Consider the following 16865-nt stretch of genomic DNA (forward strand, 5'->3'; position numbering starts at 1 on the left):
GCGCGGGAAATGGTGCGTGAAGCGGTGGATATTTACAACGCGGAGCGGCCGCATCATGCGTTGAAATACAGAACCCCCGATGCGGTACATAGGGGATTCTGAGTAGAAAAATACTAGTTGAAAATGTGTAAACCTATTTCAGGACTAGACACATCCCCTCACCTGACCTCATACAGGCGATTGCTATCGTCATTGATAATTGAAGAGTTGTAACCGCCACCCAAACAACGACAAAGGGCAGCCACCGGCTGCCCTTTAGGATCACATCTGGGGGCTATACGCCCCGCTGACGAATCAGTTACACCCTTCGGTAGAGGCTGAGTTCAGATAGCTCACCTCATTGCCTGGCTGATAATCAGCCACGTTGATGGTCTTCTTGATCTCGATGTACTCCTTCAGCACAGCAGCATCGACCAACCCGGCGTTGATGGTATCGATCTTCGGATAGCCATCACCACCGGAGGCGCTGAAGCTCGGGATCGCGAAGCTGTAAGTTGCTGCCGGATCAAACGCCTTGCCACCGATGCTGGCGATATTGACGCTCTTGGCCTGGCAATCCACCGCCATGTTGATACCGCCAAACTGGGCATAACCACCGGTATTGCGGGTCTTGCTTGCCACCTGGCCCAGATAGGTCGCCAGATCGCTTCCCTTCATGACAGCCTTGTTGACCGTGTTGCCAAACGGGTGCACCAGCAGCACGCTGCGGTAGGTGATATCACCGGCCGGGATGCTGTCACGCACACCACCTGAGTTGACGATACCAAAGTCGACACCCAGCTTGCTGCTGGTCGCCGTAGTGATGAGACGACCCAGGTTGGTCTGCTTGTTGCGAACCGAGTTGCGATCACCAACCAGCAAGCCATCTGCCGAGCCAATGACGACATTCAGCTCTTGCTGACCTTTCTCCTGATAACCCAGCAGGGTGTTATACAGCTCGGGATCCTTGGTGATCTCGTCCTGTACGAACTGCATCTTGGTCGGGTCCTTGGTTACGGCGCCGTTGGCATCGATCGCCTCGCCCTTGGCGTTGCGCTTGATCAGGTTGACCGGGATCAGGTCATAGCTGGTCAGGGTCAATTTGCCATTCTGGTACTCAAACTGGGCACGGCCCACATACTTGCCCCACTCGTGAGCCTGCATGATCCAGGTACCGTTCTGCTGATCTGGCTGGCAGTTATCACCCGGTTTGAAATTGGCGTACTTGTTGGTGGTGCCCGGCTCCATACAGACCGGATTCTGGGAGTGGCCACCAATGATGGCATCCAGAGTCCCTGCCGGCAGTGCACGAGCCATCTCTACATCGCCCGGCGCATTGCTGCCGTGCTGACCATTCTCGTAATGGCCCATGTGAGTGATGGCGAAGACCAGATTGGCCTCCTTGTTGCTGCGGATCTGCTGGCCCAGTTTGGCCGCCTCGCTGGTCGGATCGCGGAACTCCAGGGTCTGCACGTTGTTGGGATCAACCAGCTGGGCGGTATCCTCAGTGGTCAGGCCCAGTACGGCGACCTTGAGACCGCTCTCCAACTTGAACACCTTGTAGGGGTCAAAGTAGTGCTTACCGCTGGCCTTGTCATAGATGTTGGCCGAGAGCATGGGGAACTGGGCCCACTTGCGCTGCTTCTCCAGCACGCTGAGGGGGTTGTCGAATTCATGGTTGCCCACTGCCATGGCATCGTAGCGAATGTTGTTCATCGCCATGAAGTCAGGCTCGGCATCCTGCAGATCGGACTCCGGCACCCCGGTATTCACATCACCACCGGAAAGAACCAGTACGTCACTGCCAGCAGCCTTGGCATCGGCACGCAGCTGCTCGACCAGAGTCTTCTGGGCAGCCATACCATACTCATTTTCAGCGTTGTGCCAGAAACGGCCGTGGGTATCGTTAGTGTGCAGTATGGTCAGTTTGCAGACATTTTCGGTGCAGGGTGCAACGGTGTCATTGGTCGAGGTATTACAGCCAGTCAGTGCAGCAAGCACGGCCAGTGCCACGCCGCCTTTGATAAAGTTATTATTCATTTCCATATCACCTTGATTGTTTTGTTATTTATCAACCCTATCCAGCGGGTCGGGCGCCAATATAACAAACAACAGATGACCGTTTTTCATCGATGACTCACAAATTCTGCTAATTGTGATCTTCGGCCCAACATCCGGCTTCCTGCTGATTTATCAGGTTTTTTGTTGAGCAGTCACTCACTTGCTCCCCTCCCGCACCAAGGGGGCGCCACCCGGACGCGCCTTTATGGCATACTCCCCAGCCAGCCATGCCCGAGGAGATGATTTGATGGCCAAGTACGACAAGATTTCCCCCGAGACCCAGCAGGAGGCGATGAAAATTGCCCGTGCCAACCAGAAGCCGGGGCAGACCAAAGAGCAGACCCAGCTTATCGCGCAAGGGATCCAGAAAGGCATCGACGAATACAAGAAACAGATGAAAGCACGGGCCCGCGAAGCGAGCCGCCAGAAAAAATTGCAGGCCAAAGCCAGGCAACCACAGGGCGCGCCACAACCCGAAGAACAAGACGATCAGCTGGAGCTGGTTGAAGTAAGCCATCAGCATCCCCTGCCCTGGATCTTGCTGGTGCTGAGCTGGCTGGGATTTGCTGCAGCCTGGCTCTGGTTGCACTAAGACGCGCTAGCAAACCTTTATCCGGGATCCTCTTCACAGCCCGGGCCTGGGCTGCTGGTGATTACCTGCGAAGAGTGGTTAAATCCCGCGCCTCTTGCACCGGGCAACCGGTTTTTTGACGATCAGTTTTCAGGAAAGATGTTATGAACCCCGCTCCGCTCTATCTGCTGGCCCCTTTTGTTCTGTTCCTTGTGACCATGCTGCTCTATCGCATTTCGCCGCTGCGGGCGGTCGCCGCCGGTGGGGTACGCTGGTTTATCCTCCCCGCCTTCACCCTGTTTATTTTGCTGATCATCATCAACGGTGCCGCCGATCCCGCCCTGCGTGATCCGGCATTCCACTGGTTGATGCCGGGGCTTGGCTTTGCCCTGAGCCTGTTTCCGGCCCTGCCCAAGGCGCTGGTGCCACGGCTCGCCATCAAAGAGGGGGCCTTTGCCGCCTTCGGTCTGATGCTGATGAGCCTGGCCATGGTCTACTGATCGGCTGACAACAGCCGTTAACATGACTCAAGGGGCGCTCTGTGACGGGCGCCCCTTGTACAAACAATGGCCTGCAGGCATCTTGGTGACAGGATAACCAGCAAGGAGGCCAAATGGACAATCCGCCCGATTTCATGGCGCTGTGGGATTATCAGGATCCCGCCGCCAGCGCCCTGCGTTTTCACACCCTTCTTCCCGAAGCGCGCACCGCCGCCGACCTGCAACTCGAACTGGAGTTGCTGACCCAAATTGCCCGCACCCACTCGCTGCAGCGCCAGTTTGCCGAAGCCCATCAGCTGCTCGACGAGATAGCGCCTCGCCTCACCGATAAAACCCCCAGAGCGCGGATCAGGGCCCTGCTGGAACGAGGCCGCACCTTTAACTCGGCGGGCGACAAAGCCAGTGCCAAACCGCTGTTTGAACAAGCCTGGCAATGGGGGCTCAAGGAGAAAGAAACCTATCTCGCCATCGACGCCGCTCACATGATCGCCATCGCCGCACCACTGGAAGAGCAGAGCCGCTGGCATCAACTGGCGATGGAGCTGGCGGAACGCAGCAGTGACGAGAAGGTGCGTGGCTGGCTGGCCCCCCTTTACAACAATCAGGGCTGGACCCTGTTCGAACTGGGTCGCTTTGAGGAGGCGAAAATCCAGCAACAGAAGTGCCTGGCCTGGCATCTGCAGCATAACCAGCCGGCCAAGGCGTTTATCGCCCGCTGGAGTCTGGCTCGCCTGACCCGGGCCCAGGGTCAGCACCAGCAGGCGCTGGCAGAACTGCACCAGCTCAAGGTTGATATGGCCGAGGCAGGCGAACCTGAGGATGGTTATCTGTTCGAGGAGCTGGGGGAGAATGCCTTGGTGCTGGACGATCCGCTGGCCGCGGAATACTTCTCCCGTGCCTGGTTTCTGCTGTCGCAAGACCGCTGGTTCAGCGCCCACGAGGGGGAGCGACTGGCCCGCCTCAAGCGCCTCGCCAAACTCTGATCCCCAAAATAGCAAGGGCGGCACGCTAGCCGCCCTTTCTGCTGGCAAGATGGTTCAGGCCCGATTGGACTCTTCCCACCCCTGCTTTTTACGGTAAATGGTGGAGGGGCTGATCTCGAGCAGTGCCGCCGCCTTGGGAATGTTGCCGTCACAGCTGGCGATGGCCTGTTCGATCACCTCTTTTTCCACCAGCCAGAGCGGACGAATTGGTCCGTTGGCCACCCCGGTGGCGGCCGGAGCCGATGCCACCGCTGCCGCAATCGCAGCCGGCAGCTGGGGGCGAACCCCATTGAGCGGTGGCGGCAGAATATCCGGGCTCACCAGCTCCTTGTCATTGAGCACCACGATATTGCGCACCACGTTCTGCAGCTCGCGTACGTTGCCAGGCCAGGGGTAGTCGAGCAGCACTCGCGCCGCCTCGACATCGAAATCCTTGAAGCGTTTGTTCTCCTCCTTGGCGTAGCTTTGCAGCAGAGTGCGCGCCAGCAGCAGGATATCCTCACCCCGCTCCCGCAGTGGCGGCAGGGTAAGCGGAATGACGTGGAGCCGATAGTAGAGATCCTCGCGAAAACGGCCCGCTTTCACCTCCACCAGCGGATCCCGGTTAGTGGCGCAGATAAAGCGCACATCCACCGTCTCGAGCTTGCCGCTACCGACCCGCTGCACTGTGCCGGTCTGGATAAAGCGCAGCAGCTTGCTCTGCAGATCCAGGTCCATCTCGCAGATCTCGTCGAGAAACAGGGTACCGCCATCAGCCAGACTGGCCGCCCCCTTGCGATCCCCCTGGGCGCCGGTAAAAGAGCCCTTCACATGACCGAATATCTCGCTCTCCATCAGATCGTGGGGAATGGCGGCGCAGTTGAGGGCAATAAAGGGCTGTTCGCTGCGGGGACTGCACTGGTGAATCGCCTCGGCACACACCTCTTTGCCGGTGCCGCTCTCGCCAGTGATAAAGACGGTCGCCTTGCTGGGCGCAGCGCTCTCGATGATGCGATAAACCGCCTGCATCGACATGGAGGCACCGATAAAACCGAAGAAGGAGCTGCGCTCGAAGTTCTCCCGATAGTGGGCAACCAGCGAGCTCAACTGCTGGTGTTTCAAGGCATTGCGAACCGTGGCGCAGAGCCGCTTGCTGTCAAACGGCTTGGTCAGAAAATCGAAGGCACCGAGGCGCATCGCCTCCACCGCCACATCCACCGAGCCGTGAGCGGTGATCACCACCACAGAGCAGGGCAACTGCTGTTCGGTGATCATCTGCAGAATATCCATACCGGACATATCAGGCAGCTCCAGATCCAGCAGCACCACGGGGGGAGGACTTGCCAGCAACTGTGCCAACGCCTGCTGACCACAGTCGGCCAGCACTACCTCGTACCCCTCCTGGCGCAGGTACTGTTCATAGACCACCGCCAGACTACGGGTATCTTCCACCAGCAGGACACGCGATTTATTTTCAGCCACTGGACTCATCCTTGTATTTGATTCTGCGATCTATTTTGCCTTATTTTCGCGCGCAAACCCAACGCCAAGACAGCTCTGTTATCCCGCGATTGCAGGGAATACACAAGTAAAAACGGCTCCTTAAGGAGCCGTTTTTCACTACAAGAAAAGATTACTTCTTGGCATCGTCTGCAGTCGGCTTCTCGATAGCCAGCAGCTCAACGTCAAACACCAGTACGGCATTCGCCGGGATGGAGCCTGCACCGTGCTCGCCATAGGCCAGCTTGGACGGCAGGAAGAACTTGAACTTGGAGCCAACCGGCATCAGCTGCACGCCTTCGGTCCAACCCGGGATAACCTGGTTGAGCGGGAAGGTAGCCGGCTCGCCGCGATCGACGGAGCTGTCGAACTTGGTGCCATCAGTCAGGGTACCGGTGTAGTGAACCTTGACGATATCGGTAGATTTCGGCTTGGCGCCAGTGCCCATCTTCTCGACCACGTACTGCAGGCCGGATTCAGTGCTCTTCACACCCTCTTTCTTGGCGTTGGCAGCCAGGAACTCTTCGCCCTTCTTCAGATTCTCAACGGCGTCTTTCTCGGCCTTGGCCTTGGTCAGCTCGTTGATCTTGGCGTCGTAATCCTGCAGTACCTTCTGGATCTCTTCATCAGTCATCTTGGCTTCTTTGCCCAGACCGTCAGTCACCCCTTTCAGGATCACGGCGTTGTCCAGTTTGATGCCCAGTTCCTGCTGACGCTCCAGGGTATTGGCGATGTAACGACCCATGGAGAGGCCAATTGCGTAGCCAGATTGCTCTTCAAAGCTCTTGGCTTCAGCCTTGGTCGCCTCTGCCGGCTTGCTGGCTTCTGCCTTCACTTCGGCGGTATTGGCCGCAGCAGGCTTCTCGTCTTTTTGGCAAGCAGTCAGACCGACGGCAACGGCCGCCGCCAACAGGGACACCTTCAGAAATTTGTTCATCAGTTTCTCCAAACTCCAAATACCGCTCTCGGTTCCATCGTGAAATGAGAGGTTTATCGTGATAAGCGCCTTATACTAACGCCGTGATCGCAGGTAACAAAAGCGTGAGACCGCAAAAATGATAAAAAGTGCCATTTATCTGGTGAGCCTCTGTTTAATGCTCACCGGTTGCGAGCAGAGCTCCCAACCCAACCAGCAAATGACCCTCGCCAGCACGGGTCTGCTGACCGCAGATCTCTCCAGTGATGGCAAGCAGGCCATCGTCTCCAGCATCAGCCAGGGCATCATCGTCTGGGATCTGGAACAGAACCGTCAACGCTGGCGCTGGAAGCAATCCGACTCTGCGGAAGATCTGGTATTCATTACCCGCTTTTCCGAAGGCAACAGCCATGCCGTCACCGCCACCCCAGACACCTTTGCTACCTGGCGGCTGAACGACGGGCAATCACAAGGCTACTACTCACTTCCTGAATCCAGGCTGAGGGACATCGCGCTCTCTGCCGACGGTCGTTATGTGCTGATCGGGCGAGAAGATGGCAAGGCCGAGTGGCTCGACACCCGAAGCGGCCGTCGCCTGCAGTTTCTGGGGCACACCGAACAGGTCAATACGGTGGATCTCTCCGCCAACGGTCGCTACGCCCTGACCGGCGGCAACGACTACAGCGCCTATCTGTGGGATACCCGTAGCGGGCAGGTGATCTGGCGGTTCAACCATGGTGGCCGGGTGATCATGGCCAGACTGGAGCCGAGCGGCCGCTACGCCTTCACCGCCGACAGCAGCCGGGCCAGCATCTGGGATCTGAAAACCGGCAAAGAGGTGAGTCAGCTGCAATATGATCACCGCTTCGAGGTCTACACCAGCGCCCGCTTTGCCAACGATGGCAAGTGGCTCATCACCGGCGCCCCTTCCCGTCAGCTCTCCCTGTGGCAAGTGAGCGATGGTGCCCTGCTGCAGAGCTGGCGCGTCTCGCCGCAACCCAAGGTGAAACCGCCCAGCGCAGTGGTCTACGGCGTCGCTTTGCGCGACAATAGCCACCTTGTCAGTGCCAGCTCCAGTGGTCTGGCCGAAATCTGGACAATCAAGTAAGGACCCGAAGGCCCATGAGCCAGCAACTTAACGATCGCATCGAAACCCTGGAAACCCGTCTCGCCTATGCGGAGTACACCATAGAGCAGCTCAACGACGAGGTAACTACCCAGGGCCGTGAACTCGATCGGCTCAAATACCAGATCCAGCTGCTGATCGACAAACTACAAAGCGTACAGCCCAGCCAGATTGCCAGCATGGCCGAAGAGACCCCGCCGCCGCACTACTGAACCGGCGCTATCTCTGGTCAGGCGACATGGCTTGGCATAGCTGTCAGCCAATAAAAAAACCCGCGTTCACGCGGGTTTTTTTATCATCGGCATGGCAGTGATCAGTGGTGATGGCCCTTACCACCACAACCGCCGCCACCGCAGCAGCCGCCGTGACCATGGTCATCACCGTGGTCGTGGCCATGATCGTGACCGTGGCCAGCACCGCCGCAGCAACCGCCCTGGCCGTGATCCTCATCGTGGTCGTGACCATGACCGCCACAGCAGCCGCCGTGATCGTGGTCATGACCGTGATCGTGACCGCAACCACCGGCACCGTGAACGTGGCCGTGAGCCAGCTCTTCGGCAGTGGCGGCACGCACGTCCTTGATCTCGACCTTGAAGCCCAGAGTCACGCCAGCCAGCGGATGGTTGCCATCTACCTTGACGAACTCTTCAGACACTTCAACCACGGTCACCGGACGGTGGCCATCGTCGGTTTCAGCCACAAAAGTATCCCCTTCGGAGACTTCCATGCCGTCGAACAGCTCGCCCGGTACTTCTTGTACCAGTGTCTCGTCATATTCGCCGTAGGCCTGGCTCGGCGCCAGAGTCACTTCGAAGGCTTCACCTACCGCGCGACCTTCCAGCTCGGCTTCCAGGCCTGAGACCAGGTAACGGGTGCCGTGCAGATAGACCAGCGGCTCTTTGCCGACAGTGCTGTCGATGACTTCACCGTGCTCGTCGGTGACTGTGTATTCCAGCGTAACCACGCTCAGAGGAGCTACTTTCATGTCAGGATCCTGCGGATAGAAAAAAACGGGCTCAGAATACCCTAAAAAGCGGGCCGCGCATATGCCGTGCGGCGCCACTGAGTGACGGAAAAAACGGCAACAGCGTCAGCAAAGAGACCCTCATTCCATCCGCCGTTCCCTTATCAGGGGCGAAACACCCCGATCACCTCTTCCGCTTCGCGAGTCTGCTTGTCGACCTCGGCAGGCGTTTGTACCTGGGTATCGCCACAGGCGACGCAGGTCACCTTCTCGACTCCATGCTCCAGATACAGCATCATGTTGTCCAACTTGCCGCACGCCGGGCAGACTGCACCGGCAATGAAGCGTTTTTTACGTCTGGTTTCCATATTTGTTACCTCCAGGCAGCATCATATCAGGGTTTTTACATGCATCACGCCATCGAGTATCACCATTTTTCCTGCCAGGGCCTGCACGCCGGCAACCGCAAACGAACTCCGGTCGGGCAGTTGTTGCGGATCACCCGGGGCGCCGCGCTGCTGAGACTGGGCCAACATGAGCTGTTGCTGCCGGTAGGCAGCAGCTTCTGGCTCTGCGCCGATGCCCTCGCGGCCTTCAGCCCCCTCAGCGGTTGCGAGTACGATCAGCTGAATGTCTCTTTGCGCGTGGCTCAGCCGCAGCAGGCAGGCTGGCTGCAGGCCACGCCCCTGCTCGATGCCCTGCTCGACTCGCTGGCCCGGTGGCAACGTCCGAAAGAGTGGCAAGGGGCCTACGGTCAGCGACTGCAGGTGATCCTGGATGAGCTGCAACAGTGCGCCATCAGCCAGCAGGGTCACGGTGAGCTGCAAGCCTGCTGGCAAGCGCTGGCCAATGGCCAACCGGAGTCTCTGCAACAGTGGGCACAACAAGCCGATGCGCCGGTGGAAGGGAGTGAATTGCAACAACAGTGGCAACTGCTGCAGGCGCTCAGATTGCTTAAAGGCGGCAGCAAACCCGCGCAGGTGGCCAGCAAGCTGGGTTATGCCGATGAGGCCGCATTGCAAGCGGCCTGCCAGCAGTGGAGCGTTGGCGAGGATGGTGATCAATAACCGGACGCCGATGGAATACGCCAACGAAATTGGCTGAATGAGTCCAGTTTTTTGCCAGATGGTCGTTAACAAGGAAGGGCCATTCCCCCCGTAATCCTTTATGCTAGAGGCCTGAAGTGACTGCCAACGTTTCGACCAACAGGACATCTGCCATGACGAGCAAAGCCAATCAATCCCAGGGCATGTTGCTGTTTCACCTTTCAGCCAAACAATCCTTTGCCATCGGTACCCTCAAGGTGAAGGAGATAGTGCCCTACACCCAGCTGACGGCAATGCCGCACTCGCACCCGACCGTATTGGGGGCTGCCAATATGCGCGGCTCCACCATTCCGGTGATCGACATGGCGATGGCGGTGGGTTATCGCCCCATCAGCAAGGAGGAGATGCCCCACTGCTTCATCATCATTACCGACTGCCGCCGCACCCTGGTGGGCTTTCTGGTGCGAGGCATCGACAAGATCACCGAGTGCAACTGGCGCGATATCGAATCGCCCCCCGCCTCTCTCGGTCACAATGTGTTCGTAACCGGCGTGACCCGGGTCAATGACCAGCTGATCCAGCTGCTGGATGTGGAGCTGATCCTCTCCCGGGTCTATCCGGATGATCCGAGCCACCTCTATCCGGTACTGACCGATGTGCAGCGGGAACGGATCAAGCCGATGCGGATCCTGCTGGTCGATGACTCTTCGGTCGCTCGCCGTCAGCTGATGGCTGCGCTGGACTACATCAATATCCCTTATGAGGTCTGCACCAATGGCAAGGATGCATTGACCCTGATGCAGACGCGGGCAAGCCAGAAGACCCCGATCGACATTCTGGTTAGCGATATCGAGATGCCGGGGCTCGATGGCTACGAGCTGGCCTTCGAGGTGCAGAGCGACAGCAAACTGGCAGGGGCCTACATCATCCTCCACACCTCGCTCTCCAGCGAGATCAGCGTGGAGCGGGCACATCAGGTGGGTGCTCATGAGGCGCTGACCAAGTTCGAAGCCAATGAGCTGATCCAGGCCATGCTGCGCGGTGCCGAACATCACGATCGCCTGCTGAAATAAGCCAATGACTGGCGGGAGGAACACGCCTCCCGTCCTCCTTATCTTCGACCCAGACCGACTGACCCCATGCTGACCGAGAGCCACTTCCATGCCCCCTGGTGGGCACGCAATCCTCATCTGCAGACCATATTGCCCAAATGGCTGCGCCGCACCCCTGCCCGTTTTGTGGCGGAGCGGTTTGAACTGCAGGATGGGGACTTTGTCGACCTCGCCTGGAGCGGGGAAGTCAGCCTTGATGAACGGCCGCTGATAGTGGTGTTTCACGGGCTGGAGGGGAGCATTCACTCCCACTATGCCAAGGGATTGTTCGCCCATCTGCAGCAAGAGGGCAGAGAGGCTGTGCTGATGCACTTTCGCGGTTGCAGCGGCGAGCCCAATCGCCACCTGCAGGCCTATCACTCCGGCGCCATCGGTGATGCGCAGGAGCTGATTGCCGAGCTGAGCCAGCGCTTCCCGGGCAAACCGCTGATCGCCATCGGCTTTTCACTGGGTGGCAATATGCTGGTCAATCTGCTGGCGCGGGCCTGCCCTGCGGCGCTGAAGGCGGCGGTGGTGGTCTCGGCCCCGCTGCAACTGGCGAGCTGCGCCGATCGGGTCAATCAGGGCTTCTCGAAGGTCTATCAGAACTATCTGCTGCGCACCATGCGCCGCAATTTGCTCAGCAAAATCAGCCAGCAGCAGAAAGCGAGTGAACGCTGGCAACCTCGACAAGTGGAGCAGATTGCCACCCTGCGCGATTTTGACGAGCTGGTTACCGCGCCGCTGCATGGCTTTCACAGCGCCAACCACTACTACCAGAGCTGCTCGGGACTACCGCTGCTGGCTCAAATCCCCATCCCTACCCTTATCCTGCACGCCGCCGACGATCCCTTTATGTCACACGCGGTCATTCCCCGGCCGGAGCAACTCTCGCCCACGGTGCGCTATGAGTTGAGCCAGCGCGGCGGCCATGTCGGCTTTCTGCACGGCACGCCCTGGCGGCCACGGTTTTGGCTGGATGAACGGATCAGTCGCTGGATTGCCGAACAGAGTCACTCCGCAACACAGAACTGATTGCGTCCCGACTCCTTGGCCCGATAGAGTGCCTGATCGGCCCGCTCCAGCAACTGGCTCGCCCCTTCACCGGACACTGTACTGGCAATCCCCTGACTCACCGTCACCCAGGGGGCAACATCGGACGCCAGATGCTCCAGCCGCAGGCTGGCCAAGCCATCTTGCAGCCGCTGCGCCACGCTGGCCGCCGCCTGACGGTCGGTATTGGGCAGCAGCAGCACAAATTCTTCCCCGCCATAGCGGGCAACCAGATCAGATGGCGTGCGTACCGCATGGTTGAGCGCTTGTGCCACCTCCTTGAGACACATATCCCCCACCTGATGGCCATAGTGGTCGTTGAAGCGCTTGAAATAGTCCACATCGATCAGGATGAGCGATAGCGGAGCGCCTCTCTCCTGGCTATGGGCTAACGCGCGATCCAGCTCGATATTGAAATGCCGCCGGTTGGCGACACCGGTCAGAGGATCTTGCTTGGCGAGCTGATCAAGTTGGCGCAGCAGCATCAGATTTTCATGCTCCCGCATGATCGCCAATTCAAACCAGCGGTGCAGCATGCGGCGGCCGACCTCCAGCGCAATCACGCCAAACAACACGCCAAGCAGGTAGATCTGGGGAAAATCGACGCGTAAAAAGAGTTCCAACCCCACACCCACCGTCATCGGGCCCAAGAGATAGCCATAAAAAACCTTGCGATCGGGATAAAACGCGATGAGCGCAGCCAGCAGGTTGAGCCGCATGATCCCGTTGGCATAGCTGACCCCTCCCCGCAGCTCCACCTGACCAATCGTATAGATATGCAGCGTCCAGAGTCCGCCCCATAGCACCATCACCAGTGCAGCCATCCGTAACCAGAGGCGGTCCTGCATATGGTCACAAAACAGGCTGACAACAGGTAGCAGCAATAACACCACCATGACCAGGGCCAGCTCACTCTGAAAGCGCCAGGGCAAGCTGTCATCACTGGCTAGCCCGACCTGGCTGTAAACCTCGTAGCGTATCGAAAGAAACAACACCACCAGCCAGTTCAACAACCAGAACCACACCATGCCTCGGGCAATCGCCTCTCGACGTGCGCTGTCCAGATGCTCAGTCAGGGTTAACGGCGCGCTGCGCTGCGCTTCAGACAACATCTCTCAGACTCCGGTGAAAAGGTAAAAAGTGATTGCATTCGCGGGATTCAACACAACAATAGCCTGACGATCACCTCTTTTGCTGTGAGACCTTTAAATGATCATTCCCTGGCAAGAGCTGGACGGCGACACCCTGACCAACCTGATCGAACACTTTGTGTTGCAGGAGGGAACCGAATATGGAGAGCAGGATGTACCGCTTGGCGTCAAAGTCGATGCAGTGAGAGAACAATTACAGCAAGGCAAAGCTGTCATCGTCTATAGCGAGCTGCACGAATCGGTGAATATCGTGATGAAAGACCGCTTCATCGAGCAGTCTTGACCCAACAGCAATCCGGAACTTATAACGGAATTCCCAAGGAAGAGAGAATCCCATGTCGGCCAAGCACCCCATTATTGCCGTTACCGGTTCGTCCGGTGCCGGCACCTCCACCTCCACCAACGCCTTTCGCTCCATGTTCCATCAACTGGGATATACCGCGGCGGTGGTGGAAGGTGACAGTTTTCACCGCTACACCCGACCGGAAATGGATGTAGCGATCCGCAAGGCGCGCGAACAGGGGCGCCATATCAGCTATTTTGGCCCTGAGGCCAATGACTTCGGGCTGCTGGAGAGCTTTTTTCAGGGCTATGGGCAGGATGGCAATGGCCAGTATCGCCGCTACTTGCACAGCTTTGACGAGGCGGTGCCCTTCAACCAGATGCCCGGCACCTTCACCCCCTGGCAGCATCTGCCCAGCAATACCGATCTGCTGTTTTATGAAGGGCTGCACGGCGGTGTGGTTACCGAGGATCACAATGTGGCGCGCCACGTGGATTTTCTGATAGGTGTAGTACCCATCGTCAACCTGGAGTGGATCCAGAAACTGATCCGCGATACCTCGGAGCGAGGGCATTCCCGCGAGGCAGTGACCGACTCCATCGTTCGCTCCATGGATGACTACATCAACTTCATCACCCCGCAGTTCTCGCGCACCCATATCAACTTCCAGCGAGTACCGACGGTGGACACCTCCAACCCCTTCAGCGCCAAGGTGATCCCGAGTCTGGACGAGAGTATGCTGGTGATCCGGTTTCGCGGTATCAAGCAGGTGGATTTCCCCTACCTGCTGTCGATGATCGATGGCTCATTCATGTCGCGGATGAACACCATAGTGGTGCCGGGTGGCAAGATGGGCTTTGCGATGGAGCTGATCCTGCGCCCGCTCATCCAGCAATTGATCGAAACCGGCAAAATAACCTGATTCAAAGGAGTTCACGATGCGGCTTGCTTATCTCTCTGTGGCACTGCTCGCCCTGCTTGGCGGTTGCAGCAGTGGGCCGGCGGCCCCCACGCTGGAATCCGGCACCATGCTGGTTCGCCCGATGGGCAACTGGACCTATGGTGCAACCCCGCGCTACGCCCTGGCCGAACAGTATCAATTTGCCGGTGAGTTGGCGGAAGGGTGGCTGGAGCCGATGCAGCAGGCGGTAAGCCGGGAGCTCAATGGCAAGGGGTGGCAGAGTGCACCGCTTGACGAGGCGGATCTGTGGGTCGCCATCGGCGTCGCGGGCGGCAAGGATATGAGTGACGGCGAGATTTTCGCCCGTCTTGGCATGACGCCCGGGGTATATGCCTCGGCCAACCAGCGCAAAGGGTCGCTGGCCATCGTGCTGCTCGATCGTAAAACCCAGAAAGCGGTCTGGAGCAGCATCATCCAGCTGACCAGCGACGTGAGCATTGCAGACAGCCAACGTCAGGCGCTTAGCCAACAGCTCGCGGCCGAGCTGCTCAATCGCGTCCCCACCAACTAGCGCTTGTTTAGTGATAACGGATGGATAGAAAAACGGCTTGCTTCCCGGCAAGCCGTTTTTTGTGGTCTCAACCTCTTGACCCAATCCGGCCTAGGCCAGACCCGGGCACAAAGCTGCACACCTTCAGCTATCTGTGGTCACTTATTTAAGCGTACAGGTCAGCAGTGTGACCCCTTTCTGGGTGAGGAGGGCTTGTTTCTCCTGATTCCAGAAGGTGGTCAGGCCGTCAGAATATTTGGCGCCAGACTCTGACTCAACACGCGCCAGCTTGTGGTAAACCCCGGCATAGGGGAACTGCACCATGTCAGCCTGGGCATCATAGGTAACGGCCAGCATCTCTTCGCCACACTGGTATTGGCTGTATTGATACTGGGTAGGTTGCGGGCTACTGCACGCCGCCAGACCCAAAAGAGGAAGCAGAGCGATCAATTTTTTCATTGCACTTTCCTTATGTAATGGCTTTATGTCATGGCCTTGTGCAGTGGCCTTACGTAACGGCCTTATGCCAGGGTACCAACGAAACTATCGTTATCAAGCTTCAACAATTTGATAACTATGGGTAATTTGTACCGCTTTTTCCAACATCAGGGAAACAGAACAGTATTTTTCCATCGACAGATCGACCGCTCTGGCAACCTGTTTCTCTGCCAATCCCTTGCCTGTCACCACGAAGTGCAGATTAATCTTCTCGAAAACCCGGGGCACGCTATCGACCCGTTCGCCACTGACATCGACATGGCATGCGGTCACCGACTGGCGCGCTTTTTCGAGGATGGAAACCACATCAATGGAGCTGCAGCCACCGACCGCCAGCAGGATCATCTCCATCGGGCTGGCTCCCTCACCGGGGTTGGCACCATCCAGGATCACCTTGTGACCGGATTCACTCTCACCCACAAACTTCATCCCTTCCACCCAGCTGACCTTGGCTTTCATCTCGCACTCTCTCCTGTTAATCATGATGATGGATCCCTAGCATAACCCAGTCGCTTATCTCTGCCGAACAGGGGGAGTTGGGATGGAAATAGATCAAAATCAACATCTCCGACCTCTATCTTCCCTAGAATGGCCGAAGCGGCGCAGCAGGCATTACTCAAAGGGCTCTGTCAAAAGCCCGCAAAGCCTTGTCAGCACAGGCAAAGGCTCTTATCCTACTGCGACCAATACAAGGAATGGCAAGATTGGCAGCTTGCCCGGACGCACAAGTCCATAAAAAGACACTACAGAGGAATTCTCATGGTCATTGGCAAACCGCAAAGCGATCCCACCCTGGAATGGTTCTTGTCGCACTGCCACATTCATAAGTATCCCGCCAAGAGCACCCTGATCCATGCGGGTGAAAAAGCGGAGACCCTCTACTACATCGTCAAGGGCACTGTGGCCGTCTTGATCAAGGACGATGAGGGCAAAGAGATGATCCTCTCCTATCTGAATCAGGGGGACTTCCTGGGCGAGATGGGGATGTTCGAGGAGAACGAGAACCCCGAGCGCTCCGCCTGGGTTCGCGCGAAAGGCTCTTGCGAAGTGGCAGAGATCTCCTACAAGAAGTTCCGCCAGCTGATCCAGGTCAACCCGGACATTCTGATGCGTCTCTCTGGCCAGATGGCCAAGCGCCTGCAACACACCAGCCAGAAAGTGGGTAACCTCGCCTTCCTGGATGTGACCGGCCGGATCGCCCAGACCCTGCTCAACCTGGCCAAACAGCCGGATGCCATGACCCACCCGGATGGCATGCAGATCAAGATCACCCGTCAGGAAATCGGCCAGATCGTCGGCTGCTCTCGTGAAACCGTGGGCCGCATCCTGAAGATGCTGGAAGAGCAGGAGCTCATCTCTGCTCACGGCAAGACCATTGTGGTATTTGGCACTCGCTGATGACCCGTCCGCAGGCCTGACTGAGGCCTTGGGATAAAAAAGGCTGCTACGGCAGCCTTTTTTGATCCTCTTGTCCCGTCCTGAATATGGTTTACACCTTTCCCCCCAATAAATGGAGAGCCCGATGGGACAAGGTGTGAAACGGACACAGCGCGATTACTCGCTGACTTTTAAACTGGCGCTGGTCGAGCAGATTGAAAAAGGCGAGCTCACCTACAAACAGGCTCAGGTGCGTTATGGCATTCAGGGCCGTTCCACCGTTCTGGTATGGTTGCGTAAACATGGTCGGCAAGATTGGAGCCAGGGGGCTTCTGT

At 57.8% G+C, this 16865-nt stretch carries 21 protein-coding genes and 1 pseudogene; 14 read left to right on the top strand and 8 right to left on the bottom strand.

The annotated features are described in order from the left end of the window. Positions 1-102, top strand: a 102-nt coding sequence (locus AB5Y84_RS02610; protein ID WP_368176315.1) for an integrase core domain-containing protein, incomplete at its 5' end; no start/stop codon positions are given. A gap of 192 nt (positions 103-294) precedes the next feature. Here the strand turns inward: AB5Y84_RS02610 and ushA are convergent. Next, positions 295-2019 (bottom strand): bifunctional UDP-sugar hydrolase/5'-nucleotidase UshA, encoded by a 1725-nt coding sequence (ushA, locus tag AB5Y84_RS02615; RefSeq protein WP_368176309.1) that lies wholly within the window; start codon positions 2017-2019, stop codon positions 295-297. Positions 2020-2287: 268 nt separating this feature from the next. On the opposite strand from ushA, the gene AB5Y84_RS02620 reads away from it, so the two are divergent. From AB5Y84_RS02620 to AB5Y84_RS02630, 3 genes are all read left to right on the top strand, one after another. Further along, positions 2288-2632, top strand: a complete 345-nt coding sequence (locus tag AB5Y84_RS02620) for a DUF2956 domain-containing protein (RefSeq protein ID WP_139493691.1) — start codon at positions 2288-2290, stop codon at positions 2630-2632. A 143-nt stretch (positions 2633-2775) separates the two neighbouring features. Further along, positions 2776-3111 (top strand): hypothetical protein, encoded by a 336-nt coding sequence (locus tag AB5Y84_RS02625; RefSeq protein WP_368176310.1) that lies wholly within the window; start codon positions 2776-2778, stop codon positions 3109-3111. Between the two features lie 113 nt (positions 3112-3224). Further along, the gene (locus tag AB5Y84_RS02630) at positions 3225-4094 is read left to right on the top strand and encodes a hypothetical protein (RefSeq protein ID WP_368176311.1); all 870 of its coding nucleotides are present in this window, start codon (positions 3225-3227) and stop codon (positions 4092-4094) included. A 54-nt stretch (positions 4095-4148) separates the two neighbouring features. Here the strand turns inward: AB5Y84_RS02630 and AB5Y84_RS02635 are convergent, their stop codons facing one another. Beyond that, positions 4149-5555, bottom strand: coding sequence for a sigma-54 dependent transcriptional regulator (locus AB5Y84_RS02635; RefSeq protein WP_005348258.1), 1407 nt, complete (start codon positions 5553-5555; stop codon positions 4149-4151). Positions 5556-5706: 151 nt separating this feature from the next. Beyond that, entirely contained in the window at positions 5707-6510 is an 804-nt protein-coding gene (gene fkpA, locus AB5Y84_RS02640) for an FKBP-type peptidyl-prolyl cis-trans isomerase (protein ID WP_005335283.1), read from the bottom strand. Positions 6511-6628: 118 nt separating this feature from the next. Between fkpA and AB5Y84_RS02645 the strand changes: the two genes are divergently transcribed. Continuing rightward, positions 6629-7597, top strand: coding sequence for a hypothetical protein (locus AB5Y84_RS02645; protein ID WP_005349516.1), 969 nt, complete (start codon positions 6629-6631; stop codon positions 7595-7597). A gap of 14 nt (positions 7598-7611) precedes the next feature. After that, positions 7612-7827, top strand: a complete 216-nt coding sequence (locus tag AB5Y84_RS02650; protein WP_005335285.1) for a SlyX family protein — start codon at positions 7612-7614, stop codon at positions 7825-7827. Positions 7828-7928: 101 nt separating this feature from the next. Here the strand turns inward: AB5Y84_RS02650 and slyD are convergent, their stop codons facing one another. Together slyD and AB5Y84_RS02660 are read right to left on the bottom strand one after the other, a co-directional pair. Next, positions 7929-8600, bottom strand: a complete 672-nt coding sequence (gene slyD, locus AB5Y84_RS02655; protein WP_005348264.1) for a peptidylprolyl isomerase — start codon at positions 8598-8600, stop codon at positions 7929-7931. 143 nt (positions 8601-8743) lie between these two features. Further along, on the bottom strand, positions 8744-8947 hold the full coding sequence (locus AB5Y84_RS02660; protein WP_005335287.1) for a YheV family putative zinc ribbon protein: 204 nt from the start codon (positions 8945-8947) through the stop codon (positions 8744-8746). Between the two features lie 39 nt (positions 8948-8986). On the opposite strand from AB5Y84_RS02660, the gene AB5Y84_RS02665 reads away from it, so the two are divergent. From AB5Y84_RS02665 to AB5Y84_RS02675, 3 genes are all read left to right on the top strand, one after another. Further along, a complete protein-coding gene (locus AB5Y84_RS02665; protein WP_368176312.1) occupies positions 8987-9646 on the top strand; it encodes a hypothetical protein in 660 nt (219 codons plus the stop codon). 152 nt (positions 9647-9798) lie between these two features. Beyond that, positions 9799-10698, top strand: a complete 900-nt coding sequence (locus AB5Y84_RS02670; RefSeq protein WP_005335289.1) for a chemotaxis protein — start codon at positions 9799-9801, stop codon at positions 10696-10698. A gap of 66 nt (positions 10699-10764) precedes the next feature. After that, on the top strand, positions 10765-11751 hold the full coding sequence (locus AB5Y84_RS02675; protein WP_368176313.1) for a hydrolase: 987 nt from the start codon (positions 10765-10767) through the stop codon (positions 11749-11751). On the opposite strand, the gene AB5Y84_RS02680 is transcribed toward AB5Y84_RS02675, so the two are convergent. Continuing rightward, the gene (locus tag AB5Y84_RS02680) at positions 11730-12881 is read right to left on the bottom strand and encodes a GGDEF domain-containing protein (protein ID WP_368176314.1); all 1152 of its coding nucleotides are present in this window, start codon (positions 12879-12881) and stop codon (positions 11730-11732) included. The two genes, AB5Y84_RS02675 and AB5Y84_RS02680, sit on opposite strands and share 22 nt — an antisense overlap. Positions 12882-12978: 97 nt before the next feature. Here AB5Y84_RS02680 and AB5Y84_RS02685 point away from each other — a divergent pair, with 97 nt between their 5' ends. The 3 genes from AB5Y84_RS02685 to AB5Y84_RS02695 are packed head-to-tail and all read left to right on the top strand — an operon-like array spanning position 12979 to position 14675. After that, complete coding sequence (locus tag AB5Y84_RS02685; RefSeq protein WP_005335298.1) at positions 12979-13203, top strand: YheU family protein; 225 nt, start codon at positions 12979-12981, stop codon at positions 13201-13203. 52 nt (positions 13204-13255) lie between these two features. Further along, the gene (locus AB5Y84_RS02690; protein WP_005335299.1) at positions 13256-14125 is read left to right on the top strand and encodes a phosphoribulokinase; all 870 of its coding nucleotides are present in this window, start codon (positions 13256-13258) and stop codon (positions 14123-14125) included. A 16-nt stretch (positions 14126-14141) separates the two neighbouring features. Next, positions 14142-14675: a DUF4136 domain-containing protein gene (locus AB5Y84_RS02695; RefSeq protein ID WP_005335300.1), complete on the top strand. Its 534-nt coding sequence runs from the start codon at positions 14142-14144 to the stop codon at positions 14673-14675. Positions 14676-14816: 141 nt separating this feature from the next. Here the strand turns inward: AB5Y84_RS02695 and AB5Y84_RS02700 are convergent, their stop codons facing one another. After that, positions 14817-15113 (bottom strand): MliC family protein, encoded by a 297-nt coding sequence (locus tag AB5Y84_RS02700; RefSeq protein WP_005348285.1) that lies wholly within the window; start codon positions 15111-15113, stop codon positions 14817-14819. A 93-nt stretch (positions 15114-15206) separates the two neighbouring features. Next, a complete protein-coding gene (locus AB5Y84_RS02705; protein ID WP_005362569.1) occupies positions 15207-15611 on the bottom strand; it encodes an OsmC family protein in 405 nt (134 codons plus the stop codon). 300 nt (positions 15612-15911) lie between these two features. Here AB5Y84_RS02705 and crp point away from each other — a divergent pair, with 300 nt between their 5' ends. After that, positions 15912-16550 carry a cAMP-activated global transcriptional regulator CRP gene (gene crp, locus AB5Y84_RS02710; protein WP_005335304.1) on the top strand — a complete coding sequence of 213 codons (639 nt, stop codon included), beginning with the start codon at positions 15912-15914 and terminating at the stop codon, positions 16548-16550. A 124-nt stretch (positions 16551-16674) separates the two neighbouring features. After that, positions 16675-16865: pseudogene (locus AB5Y84_RS02715) on the top strand (IS3 family transposase); the annotation flags it as partial.

It is taken from the genome of Aeromonas sp. s11, from assembly GCF_040907945.1.
GTDB lineage: Bacteria > Pseudomonadota > Gammaproteobacteria > Enterobacterales > Aeromonadaceae > Aeromonas > Aeromonas veronii.